Origin of the sequence: Bradyrhizobium zhengyangense (assembly GCF_022012435.1) — a bacterium.
GTDB classification, from domain to species: Bacteria; Pseudomonadota; Alphaproteobacteria; order Rhizobiales; family Xanthobacteraceae; genus Bradyrhizobium; species Bradyrhizobium zhengyangense.
This window is the reverse complement of record NZ_JAKLUA010000010.1, coordinates 161,995-181,106: the sequence shown is the minus strand read 5'-3', so window position 1 is coordinate 181,106 and position 19,112 is coordinate 161,995. Positions and strand designations below refer to the sequence as shown.

General features: G+C 62.2%; 23 protein-coding genes. 13 read left to right on the top strand and 10 right to left on the bottom strand.

Going from position 1 to position 19,112, the window contains the following annotated elements:
- Positions 1 to 24: 24 nt before the first annotated feature.
- From L6637_RS27490 to napE, 5 genes are read right to left on the bottom strand one after another with little or no spacing between them, the layout of a single operon-like run.
- Entirely contained in the window at positions 25 to 666 is a 642-nt protein-coding gene (locus tag L6637_RS27490; protein WP_237862878.1) for a NapC/NirT family cytochrome c, read from the bottom strand.
- Positions 663 to 1,133, bottom strand: a complete 471-nt coding sequence (locus L6637_RS27485; protein ID WP_237862877.1) for a nitrate reductase cytochrome c-type subunit — start codon at positions 1,131 to 1,133, stop codon at positions 663 to 665. The genes L6637_RS27490 and L6637_RS27485 overlap by 4 nt, the downstream gene beginning before the upstream one ends.
- Complete coding sequence (gene napA, locus L6637_RS27480; protein WP_237872580.1) at positions 1,130 to 3,643, bottom strand: nitrate reductase catalytic subunit NapA; 2,514 nt, start codon at positions 3,641 to 3,643, stop codon at positions 1,130 to 1,132. The genes L6637_RS27485 and napA overlap by 4 nt, the downstream gene beginning before the upstream one ends.
- Before the next feature lie 19 nt (positions 3,644 to 3,662).
- On the bottom strand, positions 3,663 to 3,977 hold the full coding sequence (locus L6637_RS27475) for a chaperone NapD (RefSeq protein ID WP_237872578.1): 315 nt from the start codon (positions 3,975 to 3,977) through the stop codon (positions 3,663 to 3,665).
- A gap of 26 nt (positions 3,978 to 4,003) precedes the next feature.
- Positions 4,004 to 4,189 (bottom strand): periplasmic nitrate reductase, NapE protein, encoded by a 186-nt coding sequence (gene napE / locus L6637_RS27470; protein WP_027532529.1) that lies wholly within the window; start codon positions 4,187 to 4,189, stop codon positions 4,004 to 4,006.
- Between the two features lie 213 nt (positions 4,190 to 4,402).
- Here napE and L6637_RS27465 point away from each other — a divergent pair, with 213 nt between their 5' ends.
- From L6637_RS27465 to L6637_RS27445, 5 genes are all read left to right on the top strand, one after another.
- Positions 4,403 to 5,512 carry an AraC family transcriptional regulator gene (locus L6637_RS27465; RefSeq protein ID WP_237872576.1) on the top strand — a complete coding sequence of 370 codons (1,110 nt, stop codon included), beginning with the start codon at positions 4,403 to 4,405 and terminating at the stop codon, positions 5,510 to 5,512.
- Between the two features lie 80 nt (positions 5,513 to 5,592).
- Positions 5,593 to 6,831 (top strand): acyltransferase family protein, encoded by a 1,239-nt coding sequence (locus L6637_RS27460; protein ID WP_237872574.1) that lies wholly within the window; start codon positions 5,593 to 5,595, stop codon positions 6,829 to 6,831.
- 69 nt (positions 6,832 to 6,900) lie between these two features.
- Positions 6,901 to 8,106, top strand: coding sequence for an LLM class flavin-dependent oxidoreductase (locus tag L6637_RS27455; RefSeq protein ID WP_237872572.1), 1,206 nt, complete (start codon positions 6,901 to 6,903; stop codon positions 8,104 to 8,106).
- Positions 8,107 to 8,189: 83 nt separating this feature from the next.
- Positions 8,190 to 8,972, top strand: a complete 783-nt coding sequence (locus L6637_RS27450) for a helix-turn-helix transcriptional regulator (protein ID WP_237872570.1) — start codon at positions 8,190 to 8,192, stop codon at positions 8,970 to 8,972.
- 202 nt (positions 8,973 to 9,174) lie between these two features.
- The gene (locus tag L6637_RS27445; protein WP_237862870.1) at positions 9,175 to 9,885 is read left to right on the top strand and encodes a hypothetical protein; all 711 of its coding nucleotides are present in this window, start codon (positions 9,175 to 9,177) and stop codon (positions 9,883 to 9,885) included.
- Positions 9,886 to 10,003: 118 nt separating this feature from the next.
- Here L6637_RS27445 and L6637_RS27440 read toward each other — a convergent pair whose 3' ends face one another.
- Positions 10,004 to 10,240, bottom strand: coding sequence for a DUF6894 family protein (locus L6637_RS27440; RefSeq protein WP_237862869.1), 237 nt, complete (start codon positions 10,238 to 10,240; stop codon positions 10,004 to 10,006).
- 123 nt (positions 10,241 to 10,363) lie between these two features.
- Positions 10,364 to 10,657 (bottom strand): 30S ribosomal protein S21, encoded by a 294-nt coding sequence (rpsU, locus tag L6637_RS27435; RefSeq protein ID WP_237872568.1) that lies wholly within the window; start codon positions 10,655 to 10,657, stop codon positions 10,364 to 10,366.
- Between the two features lie 438 nt (positions 10,658 to 11,095).
- Between rpsU and L6637_RS27430 the strand changes: the two genes are divergently transcribed.
- From L6637_RS27430 to L6637_RS27420, 3 genes are all read left to right on the top strand, one after another.
- Positions 11,096 to 11,305, top strand: a complete 210-nt coding sequence (locus L6637_RS27430) for a cold-shock protein (RefSeq protein WP_237862867.1) — start codon at positions 11,096 to 11,098, stop codon at positions 11,303 to 11,305.
- A gap of 97 nt (positions 11,306 to 11,402) precedes the next feature.
- Complete coding sequence (locus tag L6637_RS27425) at positions 11,403 to 11,645, top strand: transcriptional regulator (RefSeq protein WP_237862866.1); 243 nt, start codon at positions 11,403 to 11,405, stop codon at positions 11,643 to 11,645.
- Between the two features lie 37 nt (positions 11,646 to 11,682).
- Entirely contained in the window at positions 11,683 to 11,898 is a 216-nt protein-coding gene (locus tag L6637_RS27420; protein ID WP_377803182.1) for a hypothetical protein, read from the top strand.
- 39 nt (positions 11,899 to 11,937) lie between these two features.
- Here L6637_RS27420 and L6637_RS27415 read toward each other — a convergent pair whose 3' ends face one another.
- Positions 11,938 to 12,120 carry a hypothetical protein gene (locus tag L6637_RS27415; RefSeq protein ID WP_237862864.1) on the bottom strand — a complete coding sequence of 61 codons (183 nt, stop codon included), beginning with the start codon at positions 12,118 to 12,120 and terminating at the stop codon, positions 11,938 to 11,940.
- Positions 12,117 to 12,362 carry a hypothetical protein gene (locus tag L6637_RS27410; RefSeq protein ID WP_237862863.1) on the bottom strand — a complete coding sequence of 82 codons (246 nt, stop codon included), beginning with the start codon at positions 12,360 to 12,362 and terminating at the stop codon, positions 12,117 to 12,119. Before L6637_RS27410 ends, L6637_RS27415 begins: the two co-directional genes overlap by 4 nt.
- 848 nt (positions 12,363 to 13,210) lie before the next feature.
- On the opposite strand from L6637_RS27410, the gene L6637_RS27405 reads away from it, so the two are divergent.
- The 4 genes from L6637_RS27405 (at position 13,211) to L6637_RS27390 (ending at position 16,627) form a co-directional block, all read left to right on the top strand.
- Complete coding sequence (locus tag L6637_RS27405) at positions 13,211 to 13,384, top strand: DUF3606 domain-containing protein (protein WP_237862862.1); 174 nt, start codon at positions 13,211 to 13,213, stop codon at positions 13,382 to 13,384.
- 78 nt (positions 13,385 to 13,462) lie between these two features.
- Entirely contained in the window at positions 13,463 to 14,269 is an 807-nt protein-coding gene (locus tag L6637_RS27400) for a transglutaminase-like domain-containing protein (protein WP_237862861.1), read from the top strand.
- A 1,484-nt stretch (positions 14,270 to 15,753) separates the two neighbouring features.
- Entirely contained in the window at positions 15,754 to 15,954 is a 201-nt protein-coding gene (locus L6637_RS27395; RefSeq protein WP_237872566.1) for a hypothetical protein, read from the top strand.
- A gap of 436 nt (positions 15,955 to 16,390) precedes the next feature.
- Positions 16,391 to 16,627, top strand: coding sequence for a hypothetical protein (locus tag L6637_RS27390; RefSeq protein ID WP_237872564.1), 237 nt, complete (start codon positions 16,391 to 16,393; stop codon positions 16,625 to 16,627).
- Between the two features lie 10 nt (positions 16,628 to 16,637).
- On the opposite strand, the gene L6637_RS27385 is transcribed toward L6637_RS27390, so the two are convergent.
- Entirely contained in the window at positions 16,638 to 17,693 is a 1,056-nt protein-coding gene (locus L6637_RS27385) for a LacI family DNA-binding transcriptional regulator (RefSeq protein WP_237872562.1), read from the bottom strand.
- Positions 17,694 to 17,841: 148 nt separating this feature from the next.
- Between L6637_RS27385 and L6637_RS27380 the strand changes: the two genes are divergently transcribed.
- A complete protein-coding gene (locus L6637_RS27380; protein WP_237872560.1) occupies positions 17,842 to 19,083 on the top strand; it encodes an ABC transporter substrate-binding protein in 1,242 nt (413 codons plus the stop codon).
- Positions 19,084 to 19,112: the final 29 nt, after the last annotated feature.

Here is a 19,112-nt window from a genome sequence, read left to right as displayed (position 1 = left end):
AGGTTCAAGCGGCCCGGATCGGCCCTATTGCCAGCCGGGAACGCCGCGCATGTCGGGCAGATGGTGGGCGATGCCCTTGTGGCAGTCGATGCAGGTCTTTTCGCCCGTGAACAGGAAGCGCTGATGCGCCACTGAAGCCCGCGGCGATTGTTTGGTGATGTCCATGGAATCGGCGCTGTGGCAGTTGCGGCATTCCAGGGAATCATTGGCCTTGAAGCGCGCCCATTCATGCGCCGCCAGCTCGAGGCGCTTGTCCTGGAATTTCTCCCTCGTATCGATCGTGCCGAAGATCTTGCCCCAGACCTCCTTGGACGCTTGCATCTTGCGCGCGATCTTGTCGGTCCAGTTATGCGGCACGTGGCAGTCGGGGCAGGTCGCGCGCACGCCGGAGCGGTTGCTGAAGTGGATGGTCGACTTCAGCTCGGCATAGACATTGTCCTTCATCTCGTGGCAGCCGGTGCAGAATTTTTCGGTGTTGGTCAATTCCAGCGCGGTGTTGAAGCCGCCCCAGAAGATCACGCCGGCGGCAAAGCCTGCGAGCACGAGCGTGCCGAGCGCGAACACCGTGCTCGGCCGCGACAGCACGCCCCACAGCTCGAGCGCGAAATCCCACGCGCGCGCGATGAAGCCGCGTTTGGCTTTGGATTCATCAGCGGTCGTCGTCATCGCCGGCCACCGGGGCTTGCGCGCGACAGCAAGGTGTCGATGTCGGTAAAGTCGTTGCTGACCGGCGGTGTCGCAGTATTCTGCGGCACGTGACATTCGGTGCAGAAGAAGCGCCGCGGCGAGATCGACCCCAGGAACTGGCCCTCGCGGTCCATGAAGTGCGTGATCGAGACCATCGGCGCCTGCGATTCCGCAATGCGTGCCCGCGCATGGCAGGACAGGCATTTGTTGCCGTTGAGGTCGATCTGGTAGCCGTCGATCGTGTGCGGGATGACCGGCGGCTGCTCCGGATAGTTGCGCACCTCCCGCTCCGACGTGTTGCGGTTCGGCAGCATCGGCGGCGCCGGTCCCTCGTCATTGAGCGGGGTCGGGCCGCGCAGGCCGGACGTCACCGTCTGCGCGGTCAGCGAGCTGGCGCCGGCGGCGATCGCGCAGGCGAGCAGGGCGATACCAAATCGCTTCATCATGACACGTTCACCCGCTCGATGCGCACGGCGCATTTCTTGTAGTCGGTTTGCAGCGAGATCGGATCGGTGGCGTCCAGCGTCACCTTGTTGATCAGCTTGGATTCGTCGAACCACGGCACGAACACCAGGCCGCGCGGTGGCCGGTCGCGGCCCCGCGTCTCGACGCGGGCGCGGATGAAGCCGCGGCGCGAGACGACCTTCACTTCATCGCCGCGGCGCAGCTTCATGTCCTGCGCGTCATCCGGGTGCATGAAGCAGACGGCTTCCGGAAAAGCCTTGTAGAGCTCGGGCACGCGGCGCGTCATGGTGCCGGAGTGCCAGTGCTCCAGCACGCGGCCAGTCGAGAGCCAGAACGGATAGTCGTTGTCGGGCGATTCCGCCGGCGGCTCGTAAGGCAGTGCGAAGATGCGCGCCTTGCCATCGGGGTAGCCATAGAACTGCACGTCCGCGCCCTGCTTGACGTAGGGGTCGCTGCCCTCGCGGAAGCGCCATTTGGTCTCCTGGCCGTTGACGACAGGCCAGCGCAGGCCGCGTTCGCGGTGATAGGTGTCGAACGGCGCGAGGTCGTGGCCGTGGCCGCGACCGAACGAGGCATATTCCTCGAACAGGCCCTTGTGCACGTAGAAGCCGAACGCCTTGGACTCGTCGTTGAGATAGCCCTGCTCGATGTCGGTCACGGGGAATTTGTCGACCTGTCCGTTCTTGTAGAGCACGTCGAACAGCGTCTTGCCGCGAACCTCCGGTTTCTTGGCGACCAGCTCCTCGGGCCAGACCTCCTCGATCTTGAAGCGCTTTGAAAACTCCATGAGCTGCCAGAGGTCGGACTTGGCCTCGCCGGGCGCCTGGACGAGCTGGTGCCAGAACTGCGTGCGCCGCTCGGCATTGCCGTAGGCGCCTTCCTTCTCGACCCACATCGCGGTCGGCAGGATCAGATCGGCGGCGAGTGCCGTCACGCTCGGATAGGCGTCCGAGACCACGATGAAATTGTCGGGGTTGCGAAACCCGGGATAAGTCTCTTCGTTGGCGTTCGGGCCGGCTTGCAGATTGTTGTTGACCTGCACCCAATAGGCGTTGATGAGGCCGTCCTTCAGCATCCGGCTTTGCAGCACCGCGTGCGCGCCGGGCTTGTCGGGAATGGTGCCCTCGGGCAGCAGCCAGAGATGCTCCGCCTTGTCGCGATGCTCCTTGTTGGTCACCACCATGTCGGCGGGCAGGCGGTGCGAGAAGGTGCCGACCTCGCGCGCGGTGCCGCAGGCCGAGGGCTGGCCGGTCAGCGAGAACGGGCTGTTGCCGGGCGAGGAGATCTTCCCCGTGAGGAGATGGATGTTGTAGACGAGGTTGTTGCACCAGACGCCGCGGGTGTGCTGGTTGAACCCCATGGTCCAGAACGAGACCACTTTTGTCTTCGGATCAGCGTAGAGCTCGGCGAGCGCTTCCAGCCGGTTCAGCGGCACACCGGACATTTGCGCCGCCTTCTCCAGCGTGTACTCAGAGACGAACTTGACGTATTCGTCGTAGGTCATGTCGGTGGAGTCGTTGGCCTTGGCCGCGCCGGTGGCCTTCTTCTGCAGCGGATGCTCCGGCCGCAGGCCATAGCCGATGTCGGTCTGCCCGCGCCTGAACACGGTATGCGCGGCCACAAAATCCTTGTTGACCCGGCCCGTCTTGATGATGTGGTTGGCGATGGCGTTGAGCAAATAAAGGTCGGTCTGCGGCTTGAACACCATGCCGATGTCGGCGAGGTCGAACGAGCGGTGCTCGAAGGTCGAGAGCACGGCGACGCGGACATGCGGCGCAGAGAGCCGTCGGTCGGCCACGCGCGTCCACAGGATGGGGTGCATCTCCGCCATGTTGGAGCCCCACAGCACGAAGGCATCGGTGGCCTCGATGTCGTCATAGCAGCCGGCCGGCTCGTCGATGCCGAAGGTGCGCATCATCCCCGCGACGGCGGAGGCCATGCAGTGGCGTGCGTTGGGGTCGATGTTGTTGGTGCGGAAGCCGGCCTTGAACAGCTTTGACGCCGCATAGCCTTCCCAGATCGTCCATTGCCCGGAGCCGAACATGGCGACGCCGTTTGGGCCGCGCTTCTTCATCGCCTCCTTCCACTTCGCCTCCATGATGTCGAAGGCTTCGGTCCAGGACACGGGCGTGAACTCGCCGTTCTTGTCGTACTTGCCATCAGTCTTGCGCAGCATCGGCTGGGTCAGGCGGTCGTGGCCGTACATGATCTTGGAGAGGAAGTAGCCCTTGACGCAGTTGAGGCCGCGGTTGACCTCGGCCTTGGTATCGCCGTGGGTGGCGACGACGCGATTGTCCTTGGTCGCGACCATCACCGAGCAGCCGGTGCCGCAGAAGCGGCAGGCGGCCTTGTCCCATTTCAGTTCGGCGACGTCGCGCTCAGCGACGAGATTGGCGGCGAGCGACGGCACCGGCATGCCCGCGGCAGCGGCCGCAATTGCGGCGGCCTCGAGCTTCAGCATCTGGCGGCGGTCGAGCTTTGGCGATGTCATGGGATGGCTCTCCCGTCCCTTAGGCGGTTTCAATGGCGTGGAAGACGAGCGCTGCGGAATAGACGTCCGGCAATGACTGGATCGTGTTGAGCAGGGTGCCGAGGCTGCCTGCGTCAGGTGCTTCGGTCACGACGATGAGCTTGCCGCGTGGATCGCGGCCGTGGATCTCGCAGCCGGGAAGGGCGGTGATCGCGGCGTCCAGCTCGGCGAGACGCTCAGGGCGCGCCTGCACGATGATGCTGGCGATCTCGCAGCCCGGCGGCGGGATGATGCGCTCGGCGCTGAGCACCCGACCGGTGATCAATGCGCGGCGGTTGAGTGTGGCGTGAGCCATGATGCCTGTCTTTCGCTGTGAGGGGATCAATGCGGGGAGGGCGGCGGGCCGGGAGGGCCGGCGAACATCTGGTAGATCCAGACACCTAAGCCGTAAGAGCCGACCGTTCCGACCGCGAGGACGGGCATCACAACCGCGGTCAGGAACAAGAACGCAAAGATCTCCATGCGCTTACGGCGCACGCGCGAGGTCGTGTCGTCAGGGGCCGACATATTCGGTCTCTTCGGGGTGTCCGGGGAATCGGGACGGCATCCGGGCCGTTGCCTTGCTGCATTTTTGATGCAGCAGGCCGGCTGACGCGTTGATCTGGATCAACCGTTCAAGTTGCGGATGTCGCAGTCGGCGCGACCGCAAGCGCAATTTTGGATTGTGCACGCGCGAAGGCGATGCGAAAATTGAGCTTCTGATGGAGACGGCAGGGTGTGATGGGGCTCACGGCCATCGATCTCGGGCTTCGCGGCGCGGCCAGCGGCGTGTTCCTGTTGATCATTCTTGCGGCGCTGCTGCGTCGGGCCACCAGCCAGCAGGCTTTGCTGGGCATGGCCATGTCGGCGGGCGGCGTGTTTTATGCCATCGCGACGGCTCCGTTCTTTCCCAAATCGTCATGGTGGTGGGTGTTGCCGATCATGTCGGCACAACCGGCCTTGTTCTGGCTATGGGCACGTGCGGCGTTTGACGACGATTTCGTGCTGAGGCGATGGCACGGCGCCATGTGGCTGGGCATCGTGGCCTTCGGCTTTGTGCTCACGCTGGGCTGGGCTTACTCGCCCGCTTTGGCCGGAGCCGGCGGCAGAGGCCTGGCGTTGGTCAATCTGGCGCTGGCGCTCGCGGCCGCGGTGCAGACCGTCAAGACCTGGCGTGCCGATCTGGTGGCGCGGCGCCGCCGGCTGCGGTTGGCGATGCTGGCGATCAATGTCGGGCTCATCGTGGTCTTCGCCAGTGCCGGCTTCGCCGCCATTCCCGTCGCTGTCCCCGGCGCGCCCGGCAGCCTTCCCACCGCGCTCGTCCTGTTCGTGGTGGCGATGATGGCCGGGGTAGGTACTCTCGCCACGCCGCCGGCCGTGCCCGCCAACGATGCCACGGCGGCCATCGCGTCCGGCGATGCGCGCGGCACCGATCGTGCTCCGACGGCTCGGGTCGTGGTTGACCCGATCCTGTTGCGGCGCCTCGACCACCTGATGAGCGTGGAGCGAACCTATCGGCAGGAAGGTCTCGCGATCGGGGCGCTGGCGGCCCGGTTAGCGGTTCCCGAGCATCGGCTGCGCCAGGCCATCAACGAGGGGCTGGGCTATCGGAACTTCAATGCGTTCCTCAACCGCTATCGCATCGAGGATGCCAGGCTGGCCCTCTCCGATGTGACGCAACGGGAGGTCCCGGTGCTGACCATCGCCATGGATGCGGGCTTCCAGTCGATCGGACCTTTCAACCGCGCCTTCAAGGCTGAGACCGGCGTCACACCGACCGAATTCCGGCGCGAGGCGCTGAGCCGGCCGGTCATCGCTGACATCGGCGAGCCGCAACGAGAAATCGGCTAGCCGATTCTTGGATCGGGCGAGAGAGACGTACCCCGGTTGGGCAGAGTGTACGAAAGCCCTGTCCAGCCAGCGAGAGCCCCATGTTACATGCGAGCGCCGTCACCTCCGCACCCGAACGGCTCCACGCGCTCGATGCGCTCAGGGGGATCGCGCTGCTGCTCGGCATTGTCCTGCACGCGACATTGTCGTTCGTGCCGGCCTCGCCCCGGTTCTGGCTGATACAGGACACCCATCCAAGCCTCATGCTCAGCCTGCTGTCTTTCGCCATCCATGTGTTCCGGATGACGACGTTCTTCCTGATGGCCGGCTTCTTTGCCCGCATGAACTTTCATCGCCGCGGCGCCTTCGGCTTCGTCACGGACCGGTTGCAGCGGATCGCCCTGCCGCTGGTGATCGGCTGGCCGCTGCTGTTCGTGCCGATCGCCCTGGTGATCACCTGGGCGGCGGACTTTCCGAATGGCGGTTCGATCCAATGGGCGTCCCGCTGGCTGCCGTCCTTGCCGAATTTCCGCCTGACCCATCTCTGGTTTCTCTATGTGCTGCTGCAGCTCTATGCCGCCATGCTGCTGCTGCGCGGCGCGATCGTCCGGCTCGATACGTCGGGCTCGCTGCGGGCGGTTGTTGACCGCCTCTTCGCTGGGATCATCCGCAATCCGCTGGCGCCGCTGGTTCTGGCGATCCCCATCGGCATCGCCTTCTGCCTCGATCCACGATGGGTCAATGTGATGGGTGTGCAGACGCCGGATCACTCGCTCATCACCAATGCGCAGGCCTGGATCGGCTTCGGCAGCGCCTTCGGCGTCGGTTGGCTGTTGCATCGGCAGATCGGTCTGCTGCGGATCCTCGAGCGGCGCTGGCTTGCTTATCTCCTGCTCGCGCTCTGCCTGATCCTGATCAGCTTCGTCTTGTCCGGCGTGATGTTGTCTGCTCCGGGTGCGCCAAAACTGCCCTACAGCTTCGCCACGCTCCGGCTGGCCTCCGCCATCCTCTATGCGCCCGCGATCTGGATAACGACCTTCGCGGCCCTCGGCCTTGCGCTCCGTTTCATGTCCGGCTTCAGCCCGACCCGGCGCTATCTCGCTGATGCCTCCTACTGGCTCTATCTGATCCATCTGCCGATCGTGATGGCATTGCAGGTCGCGCTGTCGCAGTTCGACTGGCCCGCTTTGGTCAAGTTCGCAATCATTCCCGTCGTCGCGATTCCGTTGATGCTCGCGAGCTATCACCTGATGGTGCGCTTCACCTTCATCGGCGTGGCGCTGAATGGCCGCCGCGTGATGAGGCCCGTTCTCCCGCAAGGCGGAATTGCGACTGCGTAGACAGCGCCGCCTCACGCATTAAGATGCCCGCAACAAGAATAAGCGGGCAAGAAAACTGGGAGAGGCGTCATGAAGTTCGGCATCTTCTATGAGCTGCAACTGCCGCGGCCCTGGGTGGCCGGCGACGAGCTCGCCCTTTACCAGAACGCGCTCTCTCAGATGGAACTGGCCGATCGTCTCGGCTACGACCATGCCTGGGTGGTCGAGCATCACTTCCTTGAAGAATATTCGCACTCGCCTTCGCCGGAATCGTTTCTTGCCGCCGCGAGCCAGCGCACGAAAAACATCCGGCTCGGCCACGGTATCCTCCAGCTCACCACCAACCATCCGGCGCGCGTCGCCGAGCGCGTCGCGGTGCTCGACCTCTTGTCCAACGGCCGCTGCGAGTTCGGCATGGGCGAGAGCGCGTCCATCACCGAGCTCACGCCGTTTGGCCGCGATATGGAGACCAAGAAGGAAGTGTTCGAGGAGGCCGTTGCCGCGATCTTCCCGATGTTCAGGGATGCCGGCTCCGAACATCACGGCAAGTATTTCGATATCCCGTTGCGCAATGTCGTGCCGAAGCCCGTGCAGAAGCCGCATCCGCCGCTATGGATGGCCTGCTCGCAGCTGCCGACCATCGAGCGTGCCGGCCGCCACGGCTTTGGCGCGCTCGGCTTCCAGTTCGTCAGCGCCGATGCCGCGCATGCCTGGGTGCACGCTTACTACAACGCCATGACCAAGCGTCTCGCAAAGCTCGCTGACTACGAGATCAATCCGAACATGGCGCTAGTGTCGTTCTTCATGTGCGCCAAGACGGATGAAGAGGCGCGTGCGCGCGCCGACGGCGCCACCTTCTTCCAGTTCGCGCTGCGCTTCTACGGCGCCTCGCAGAACCGCCAGCGGCCGGCGCCCTACACCGTCAACATGTGGGACGAATACAACAAGTGGAAGCGCGAGAACCCTGAGGCGCAGGAGGCCGCGCTGCGCGGCGGCCTGATCGGCTCGCCCGAGACGATCCGCAGGAAGCTGAAGCGCTTCCAATCCTCGCATATCGACCAGGTCATTCTGCTCAATCAGGCCGGCAAGAACAGCCACGAGCACATCTGCGAATCGCTCGAGCTGTTCGGCCGCGAAGTGATGCCGGAGTTCCAGAACGACCCGGCCCAGGCCGAATGGAAGCAGGGCGTCATGAGCGGCGAGATCAAGTTGGAAGAGATCGACACCGAGGCCTTCACTGACCGCTACGGCAAGCTCGCGATCAATGTCGCGCCAGTGAAGGCGGCGGCAGGGTAGGGGGCGCACAATCGGGACGGCGCCTTCCGACGATCCCCCCTTGCTGCTATCTTCCGCCAAAAGAACTTTTGCGGAGGAACCCCATGCGGCCCCACACGATGGCCCAAACTCCTGCGGCGGGCGATGTCACGCCCGCGGTGCTCGCCATCGGTCGTCCCGACTTTCCAAGCATCCTGATCGACACGTTGCGAAGGCAGGCTGGCGTCGGTCATTGCATGGTGTTCGCGCTGACGCGCGCGGGTGCGGCGCGCTGCCTGCTCGATGCCGGCAATATCCCGACCGGCAGCGATCTCGGCGCCGCCTATGCCGGGCAATTTCACCAATCCGATCCCAACCGTGATGCGCTTTTCGAAGGCGAGGGCGGTGCACCGATCATGCTGCCGTCCTTCGCCCCGCGCATGTACGGCGCGCGCTACCGGAAAATCTTCTTCAACGATTCCGATATCGTCGACAAATGTGCCACCGCGATCTGGGCCGGCGACACCTGCTTCTACGTTAATTTCTATCGGATCACCGCCCAGGGGCGCTTTGCCGATGCCGAGCGTGCACGGCTGCAGGCCATCGCGCCTGTCATCGGCGCCAGCGTCGCCCGTCACTTCCAGCCGGCTGCAACGCCCGACCAGAATCTCGCCGCGTTGTTCGCGACACGCGCGCCGCTTGCCGCGCTGACACCGCGCGAGCAGGAGGTCTGCCGCCGCATACTCTCCGGCCTCAGCTCGGAGGCGATCTCGCAAGAGCTCGGCATCAGCCTGCATTCGACCCTGACCTATCGCAAGCGCGCCTATGAGCGGCTCGGCATCTCCTCGCAGAGCGAATTGTTCGGGATTGTATTGCGACTGCTGGCTGGGCCTGATCGCTTGAACTGAAATGGTAAGCGAAGTCCACGGCTCCCTGCTTCCGAAGGCAAAGTGGAAACCTGGTCCGCGCTCGCGAGCTTGAATTGTCCGGCTATCGGGATAGACCGGAATCGATTGGCCGAGCGCGAAATCGCGTCTGATCCGTTGCAGATATTTCCTGGTAACGCTACCGTTCACTCCGGTCAAACGCATAGGGCGAAGAGCCGAGGGAATGCCTACAGAAGTCGTCGGAGGACGGTTCTTTTGCAAAGCGTCCGGCGTCCGTCTGTCGGATTTCACCGCCGTCGATTGCGAGTTCAGTGGGTGCGTCGCCCGCCGTGGTGAGGGGGCGCCGCTTAACCTGTTTGAGCGGATAGACCTTGAGCGGGCTTCGCAGATGAATTGCTCGATATACGAGGGGGTGTTCCGTGACGTGTCTCTGCGAGGTCTCAAGCGACTCGGAGACGCCCCGCTATTTCTTTGGGGATGCGTTTTCGAGCGGGTTGTGCTTTCCGGTCGCATCAGTGCCGCGAAGATAAACGGAAGCCTGCTCTCGCGTTCCAAGGCGACCACTGAAGAAAATCAACGACGTCGGGAAGCTCACGATCTCTTTGTGAAGGAATTCTATGCCACGTCCGACTGGGCGCTCGACATCGCTCAGGCCGAATTTCCAGGTGGGATCAGCTTCGAAGCCATCCCGGGGGACAAGATAAAGCTCGATCCCGAGCGACACGTGTTGGTAACGCGGAACGCTCTGGCCGCATCGAACTGGCAGGCCCTGGACTTCGATGGCACCGCTCTGAATATCGGGCTGGGACGGTTCGAACGATCCTCGATGTTTGATAGTATCGTGCTCGCCGCGCGATCAGACCGGAAATGGTTTAAGCGTGACCTTGCGGTCCTTGCCCGTTTGCGAGACGCGGGCATAGCCAGCCTGGCATAGATCGCGGTCCTGGCCGCGGGCGATGTGGGAGTTCATGATCCTAGGCTTCGAAAAAGCCGGCCAATTCATGAGCAGTTTGCGTCGCCCGGGAACTGATCAGGCTGAAGCTCCGCCAGCCCTACTGTGTTGTTCTGTTGCCGCTGAAGATGAACGCCGCCTGAAACAGGCTCCCGCTGTCGGTTCGCACCTCGACTGCAACGTCTTGACGTTCATCCAGGCTCGCGAGATCGCGCGCCAGGCCTGCCAGCGTCTCGGCTGCTTCTACCTCAGCTTCACGCTGAGTTGGAAACTCCAGCCCTTCCTCGTCGGGATAGAGCCCGGTGCTGTCCCTGATGTCGAAATAATAGCGCGTCACCGCATCACCCTTTGATGTGGTCCTGCTTCAACACGAGCGTCAACGGGGCGTTCCTGATCGAGGAGGGTGCCGCCAGGCTCAATCCGAGGCTGATAGGGACAGCGCATCTGTCGCTTCTCGCCCTTAGGAAATCAGAGCTTTCTGGGTGGCGGACGCCGAAGTCTGCGGAAGGGGTGGCTTGCGTTCGGGGAGCTTCTTCTTCGGAGGTGCCGGCAATAAGCCTTCCCTGATGGCCTGCTTACGGGCGAGCTTGCGGGCTCGCCGAATGGCTTCGGACTTCTCGCGCGTCTTTCGCTCGGAAGGCTTCTCATAGGCACGCCGCTGCTTCATTTCGCGGAAGACGCCTTCCCGCTGCATCTTCTTCTTCAGAACGCGAAGCGCCTGATCGACATTGTTGTCGCGAACAAGAACCTGCATTGAAACTCCTCGCTGGGCTGCGAAATGAGGTGATCCTGCACGCAGCCGATTGCGCAGGAGACTTGTTACAAATGGGAGAATGAGAGTGACCGCGGATGCCTTCGCCGGCCTCGAACGAGCAGGTTTGCACGTTACGGCGATGCGGTTCAGTGGCAACGACGAGACCACCCTCGCGCGGCCAAGTCAATCGATAAAGGCCTCTCGCGCGCGCCGGCGTTCTGCCTGGAACTAGGCCCGCGCAGCGTCAAAACCGCAGGATTGAAAACAAATTGGCTGCCTTCCTTGTAAAAGCGCAGATGATGTGTATATTGACGTCATTCGATTAGCCGCTGTGCCTTGTTGAACGTGCCCGCGGGCTCCTTTTCCAAAGACATCGACGAAGTTGAAACGTCCGCGTGATTGTCGCGCGGCGCGCGCGTGCGCGCTTTGGAGAAGAACATGACGACAGGTACCGTGAAGTGGTTTAACGGCCAAAAAGGCTTTGGATTCATCCAGCCGGACGATGGCAGCAACGATGTGTTCGTTCACATCAGCGCGGTCGAACGTGCTGGCCTTGCGGGCCTCGCCGAGGGCCAGAAGGTCAATTTCGAAGCCAAGACCGACAAGATGCGGGGCAAAGTCAGCGCAGAGAACCTCTCGCTGGCCTGATTTCGTAGCGCCGTTTCACGGATGTACTGAAACGGCCGTGGTACCCGCTCGATCCCTGGATTGAGCGGGTTTTGCCCATTGCATGACAGGGTGAAGGATGAGCGCCAGGAAATCGGCAGTACCGTCGCCCGAAGCAATTGCACGCTCCCAGCGTCAGCGTCTGGCCGCGGAAGAAGGTGTACGGGCGATCGCGGATGTCGAGCGCCAGGGCCTCGAGGTTCGCAAGAACATGGCGCGACTGCGCGAGTTGCGGCAGGCCAAGGAAGCCGCTGACGCCGCTGCAGCGGAAGCGATGCCGGCGCCGGCGCCCAAGAAGCGCGCAAGGAAGTCGCCAAAATAACCCGCTTCAATGACCGTCCCAAGCCGGAGTGCTGATCGTGCCCAGAGCCAAGTCGGACGGTGGTGGAACCATTACCTTTACTCTCGCGCACGGGGCGGCGCGACAGATATGCAGACTGACGACGACATTTCAGACCGACAAGCAGGCCTTCAGCTATCTCCACAAATATCGCACGGAGTTCGAGCAGATCGCGCGGGCGCGCCTTGCTTCCGGAGAGCTTGAAGACGGGATCGTCGTTCTCTCGATGCTTTAGACCCGGACCAGGGTGACACGAGGCCATCTGCAGAAGAGGCTATTTCGAAGCATCCTTTGCGTGGGCTTCCCTTGCCAGACGCTCCGCCTTCAGGCGTTCGCGATTTTCCTGAAAGGATTGCTCCGCTTTCGCATAGTCGGTCTGTGGCTTGGCCTTGCTGGTCGCCTTGAATGATTTGTTGGCTTCCCGCACGTGGCGGGCATTCGCTTCGTTCCTGATCATTGTCCCTCCAGGAGCTCGAGTATCCTCCCCCTGAACGCCGGAATCCTCGCGACCTGCGCGCGGTAGGCTGAAATCGCCCTGTTGGCGAGCATGAGCTTCCTTCGCTCGCCCTTGCGCAGCTGCTGCTCGATCGAATTCAGAAGGATGTCCTCGGACTCCGCCGCTCCTCTCAACTCGCCGGACTTCTCAAGAAAGCTCCAGGCGATGTCGAACGACTCCTCGAGAGCGCTGACAAGTGTCATGGTTGTCAACTCCGCCGCATGACGCCCGTTCCCTACCCTCATGAGCAGGGATTCACAGCCCTGGGGCCGGTCTGCACCGACGGTCACGCCGGAAGCGGCTCTTTCTAACGCTAACACCTGAGTTCAAGATGGTGGCTGTAAGCCAGGCGACGTCAGCCACTTGTTGACCTCGCCGGCAACGTCAAGCTGCCGCGCTTTTTGCAAAAGCTCCGTGCGGCGAACGCCAGAGGGCATTTCCTTGGCCTGTTGGCGCAAACTGATCGCTTCTTGCGCCAGGCGGTCTTCGAACGTGCTCGATTGCTCCGGAGATCGTCGAGTTGACATGCTCATGCTCCGCTGTAGGGGGTGAGCGGGAGCGCGACTTGCGTTCACATCGCCGATAGATGCTAAGGGGCCGCTCGATGGTCGTCGGACTGTGCGCTGTTATCAGCCGGATAGCGAGCGCTTTGTTTTGGTTCCAGCCAGGAACCATCCGCGATTGCTGCCGTGCCGGGTGAACGGGAATCCGAAGCGCGATCGCTCGCCGGTTGAACCTTGCGTCATCCCGTCAGACAAACCTACATCGGGATTTTACAATCTCCCTCCCGGGGCTGGAGAGCCGCCGCCTGCGCTTCATTTAAGCGGGCGGCGTTTTTGTTGCATGCGACCTTCCGGGGTTCTTCCGGTTGCCCTCCAATTCGTCCAAGGACGAGATAATTATCAAGGCAGTGGAACACGGGTTCCTTGAGAAGGTTGGCTTCGTGGCGACAGAATCTTCGCGAGCAGCGGGACAGTCACCATCGCGGCCGGAGCGGCGTAATGCCCGCTTGGTCGCGATCCGGTCTACTCCTTCATCGCGAGAGATTCACATGTACAGGCGCAAGCCGACATACTTCCGCAATTCGCTGGATTTGAGAGACAAAGTGCAGGTCAAGCTCCTGCGCAAGCGGCTCAAGCTATCGGATGAGCAGTTTATCAGCGTCGTTCGCAAGTCTGGCAGTTCGATCTCGGCCATCACCAAGGAAGCCTCTACCTTGAAGTGACGGCCGGAGGTCACCCTTGTCAGCGCGATCATCCACGCAGCCAATTCGAGTCGATGCAATCGGGGTCAGGCCAAAAGCATGAAGATCGGTGTTGGCTTCGAAATAATCTACGACTTCGAGCAGGTCACGCCGTTGATTGCCGTGGTCGGGATGCACTTTACCCGGGCATCCGACATCATTGTGCCGGATTACCTCACCACCGAGCCTGCCGTGCCGATCACGCCCTACCGCGATGGCTTCGGAAACTGGTGCAACCGGCTCGTTGCGCCCGCCGGTCGCATGCGCCTTGCTGCCGAAGGGACGGTGCGCGATAGCGGATTGCCCGACATGATCGCGCCGTCCGCCACGCAACACGCGGTGGAGGATCTTCCATCTGATACCATCGTCTATCTGCTCGGCAGCCGCTACTGCGAAACCGATCGGCTCTCCGACATCGCATGGAAGCTGTTCGAGCAAGTGGCGCCGGGTTGGCCACGGGTCCAGGCGATCTGCGATTTCGTGCATGATCGCATCGCGTTCGGCTACGAGCACGCGCGGCCCACCATGACCGCTTGGGAAGTATTCAACGAGCGCAAAGGCGTCTGCCGCGACTATGCGCATCTTGCGATCGCATTGTGCCGCTGCATGAACATTCCGGCGCGCTATTGTACCGGCTATCTCGGCGACATCGGCATCCCGCCGCCCCACGCTGTCGGGGATTTCGCAGGCTGGTTCGAAGCCTATCTCGGCGGTCGCTGGTACACTTTCGATCCACGCAACAACACTCCGCGAATCGGCCGCGTGCTGATTGCTCAGGGCCGCGATGCCGCAGATGTTCCGATTACCCAGACCTTCGGGCCCAACACACTCGTCAGCTTCAAGGTGTGGACGGATGAGCTTGCGTAAGGCGCGCACCTTGGACAATCGGCGAACCATCGGTTGAGATTGATCTCGCTTGCTGTCGAGAACGCTGCTAGACTGTTGGTATCACCGCGCGCTACGTGGCTGTTATCGGTGACTGAGAGCGTCGCGCTCCCGCCTTGACCCGATAAAAGGCGGTCAGATGTCAAATCCCGAAAAATCCGACATTCGTGAGTGGCCCGTACCACCGTTGCTGGTGCCCGTCTTCCCTGCGCTGCTGATTACGATCGCGGCCATTTTACAGCGGTAAGCTCGTTCGATCACCATGCGTCAAAATGCAGGCGCTGGAGCCAGTTCAAGCCAAGCGGGAGCCGAAGATGGCAAACACAGCAATCATCAGGGATGCTTACGGAGTTCCAGCAATCTTCGTTGGCTCGAAAACGGGCCGGGACGATGCGCCCTTTGTTTTCGTGAGGGTCGGAGGTGAGGAGCGCCGGATGCGTTGGTCCGAGTGGGATGCTCTTCCGGCTTGGACCGGCGAGCGTCCGTCCTGGGCCAGCAAGAGCAAATAGCGATGGGATATTCGGCATGAAGAAGGCTCGACCAGTCACTTGGACGGCAGCGCTGTTGCTCGCATCGGCAATCGGCGCATCGGCGTTAGCGGCTTCCGTCAAGGAGCCGAGTTGCCGAGCGATCGAGAGCACCAGTGCGCGCCTCTCCTGTTACGATGCGGCGTTTCCGCCAAAGACTGCGAAACCTGCCGAAAACGGCATCGCCGGGTCGTCGGGAGACAAGGATCCATTCCTTGCGGAAGAGGCCCGAACAGCTGCAAAGCTGAAGAATATTTGCCGCGGCTGCTGAGTCTCGTCGATCGCGCGGGCGAGCCCGATCGGCTGCGCTCCAATTCAGAGGCCCGATTGAATGACGGAAGAAGATGCGGGAGGTCGCAGGGTCGTCCGCCAACGAAGGCGGGCCCTTCGCTTGGCCACCGCGACATTGGAGGACAAGGCAGACAGCTCGGCGAGTCCCAAGGAACGGCAGATACGAAAGCATCGCCTGCTTGACGGGCCTGCGGAGTTTAGAGCTGTCCGCGTCGATCGTTCAAACAAGACTTCAAGCAATGATGATTGACCGGACATAGTCGCGGCAGACGGGTTGATTCGACACAGAGCTGTGATAGCGCATGCAATATCAGGGTATTGAATACACGGTCGTCCAGACGCTCAATCCATCGGGCTGGAAATGGTCGTTTGAGCGACATGGTCGATCCCCCAAAACAGGGATCGCCTTCAACCGAGCGGAGGCTATCGTCGCGGCTCAACGTGCGATCGGCCAATTGCTCAGGGCTCAGCGGGTCCGCGGCTAGCACTCGGCAATTCGCGCATGGTTCCTGCTCGGACCCAAACAATGCGCTCGCTATCCGGCAGGTAAAGGCGCATTGTCCCGCTACCACCGCGCCGCCCTTAGCATCTATCGGTGATGTGGACGCAAGTTGCGCTCCCGCTCAACCCCGCAGCGGAGCGTCAAATATGTCGGCTCATCGATCCCCAGGACAATCCTCGACATTCGAATATCGCCTCGCGCAAGAGGCGATCAATCTCCGCCTGCAGGCCAAGGGGATGCCGGTCGGCATTCGCCGCACGGAGCTCTTGCGAAAGGCCAGGCAGATCGATGTTGCTGGAGAGATCAACGAGTGGTTGACCTCGCCGGGACTTCGGGCGCCGTCCTAGATTTGGACTGGTCCTGCCCGAGGTGATGGACTTCAGCCCGCCGTGTCGAAGCCGACCTTTACCTGGTCAGGTGCGGTCTGCGTCTCATTTTTTGCAGCTTCAGGGAACGCGGCTGGAAGAGCGGCTTTAAGCTTGATCACCTTTTCGGATATCTAGGCGACTATCGGTGACTGAGCTTGTTGCTCCCGCCTCCAAGCCGCGGGACGTCCATGTGCAACGAGTGCGACCGAATCGACAACGAGATTGAACAGTTCCGCAGGTTGATAGCCCCGGGAATGGACTCGCTTAGCCTGGCGATGATCCGATGCGCCATCGAAATGCTCGAGGCTGATAAGGCGGCCGCGAAATGCGAGGGCAGCCCACCGAAGTGACGCTGCAACGAGTGGAGTCGGGCAACCAGGCTCATGCATGACGCGAGAGCCGCCTGGACCGGGCCATGAAGCAGAAGATGGACTCACCGTGTGTAGCGGCGCATAGTCGTGGCATGAAAACCTATTTCACGCCGCGGCTTCTGGAAGTCACCGTGATCCATCAGGAGCCTGCGCTATGGAAATGGCACGTTTCCGAGGCAAACGTCGAGTTGGCGCACGGGTATGCGACAAGCCAACAGGTAGCTCAGAGCAGCGGTGATCGCGCTCTGTTTGCGATACTTTCTGTAGCGCTTTCAAAATGACCGTTGGCAGCTAGGTGCTGCGAGTCGATGGTGGACACGTGCTGTCGCGCAATGCCAACTTCGCGGGAAGCTCGATATCCTTGCGTACCGCTGACTTCTCCGTCGTCATCAGTGCAATCAGCTCGGCGGCGGCGCTGGCGCCGAGCTCCCGGCGCGGCTGGACAATGGTGGTCAACGTCGGTTCGCAATAATCGGCATAGGGAATGCCATCAAAACCGACGACAGAAAGGTCGCGCGGGACCCGCAGTCCCCCCGCGTGCACGGTCTTGATCAGGCCGATCGCCATCTCGTCATTGGCGGCGAACAATGCGGTCGGACGGACCTCCGGGCTGAGCGCAAGCAGTGCGCGCCCGGCCTCGACACCGGTTCGAAACGTGAAATCGCCGGGCATGATCAAGCCGTCGACGGCAGCAATGCCGGCCTCTTTCAGGGCCTGCCTGTAACCTTCGAGGCGCTGTCGTTCCAGGATCGTCGATTGCGGTCCCGACAGATAGGCGATGCTGGTATGCCCGAGTTTGATCAGATGCCGCACCGCCTCGCGCGCGGCACCGACATTGTCGATGCAAATCTGCGGGAAGCTCGCCCCGGGAATATACTCGCAGGCTCCCACCAGCGGCACGTGCGCATCGCGCAAGTCGCGGTCGCGACTCCGCATCACGTGACCGCACAGCAGCAGCACACCGTCGGCCTGACCGGCACACACCAGATCGACGTAGCGCGCCTCCTTCTCCGGCGGACCGGCCAGATTGGCAATGACGAGACCGTAACCGGCGGCCGACAGCGTATCGTCGATGCCCTGCAGAATCTCGGCGAAGAACGGATTGGCGATGTCGGGCACCGCCACGAGCACCACCATGGTCTTGCGGACGCGTAGATTCCTCGCCGAGATGTTCGGCGTATAGGACGTGTCGCGGACCGCGGCGAGCACGCGGTTGCGGGTATCCTCGCTCACGACCGCCGGCCGCGCCAGCGTCCGGCTCACTGTCGCAACAGAAACGCCCGCGAGCCGCGCAACATCGGCGATCTTCGCGGGCGGCCGACGTGTCTCCTTGGTGCGCTTGGCCATCTGCTGATCCAGATCTAGGCGGCTTGGACATGCTGTGCCATCGCCGCGCTTGCAAAATCCTGCGGTTGTGATACGATCATATGTAATCGATTACATAAGCCTGTAAAGGGTAATCGGCCCGCAAATGGGCCTACACGGGAGGGAAGTCATGAAGCGCACACTGCTTGCCGCGGTGGCTGTTGCCACGACGGCGCTTGTCTCGTTGCCTGCCAACGCCCAGGAGATGAAGGCGGAGGTGATCCACTGGTGGACCTCCGGCGGTGAGGCCGCCGCCGTGAAGGTGTTCGCCGACCAGTTCACCAAGGCAGGCGGCACCTGGATCGATAGCGCGGTCGCCGGCGCGGCGAACGCACGAAACGCAGCGATCACCCGCACCGTGTCCGGCAATCCGCCGACTGCCATGCAGCTCAACACCGGCAAGCAGTTCGACGAATTGGTGGAAGGCGACTTGCTCGCCGATGTCGATGCGATCGCCACCGAAGGCAACTGGAAAAATGTGATGCCGGCCGCGATCATTGCCGCGGCGACCCGCAACGGCAAGATGTATGCGGTGCCGATCAACATCCACGGCCAGAACTGGCTCTGGTACAACAAGGCGGTGCTCGCCTCCGTCGGCGCCGACGAGCCGAAGAGCTGGAACGACGCGCTTGCCGTTCTCGAGAAGCTCAAGGCCGACGGCAAGGTGATCCCGCTGGCCTTCTCGGGCCAGAAGAACTGGGAACAGAATCTGTTCAACGCGGTCATGATCGGTGTCGGCGGCGCGCAGATGTGGACCGGCATCCTTGGCAAGCGCGACGCGGCGCTGGCGCAGAGCGCCGAGTTCAAGACGGTCGCCGTCACCTACAAGAAGCTCAAGGACTATGTCGATCCTGGCGCGCCCGGCCGCAATTGGAATGACGCAACCAACATGGTCATCCAGGGCAAGGCCGGAATGCAGATCATGGGCGACTGGGCCAAGGGCGAGTTCGTCGCCGCCGGCAAGGTCCCCGAGAAGGATTACGGCTGCACCGTGCTATCCAATGGCAACGGCGGTTATGTGATGGGCGGCGATGTGTTCGTCTTCCCGAAGGCAAAGGATCCTGCCACCACCAAGGCGCAGATGACCTTGGCGAGGCTGATGCTGACGCCGGAGACGCAGATTCAGTTCGCGCTGAAGAAGGGCTCGATCCCGGTGCGGAGCGATGTCGACACGTCAGCCCTGGACGCTTGCGCCCAGAAGGGCATGCGCTATGTCGCAGACAAGGCCCAGCAAATGCCGTCCGGCGACATGTTGGCGCCGCCCTCTCTGACCGGTGCGCTGCAGGATGCCATCTCGCAATATTGGAACACCAATATGAGCGCCGATGAATTCTCCGCCAAGGTTGCTGCGGTGCTGAAATCCGCCGAGTGATGCATCGCAAGGGGCGGCCGGCATATGGT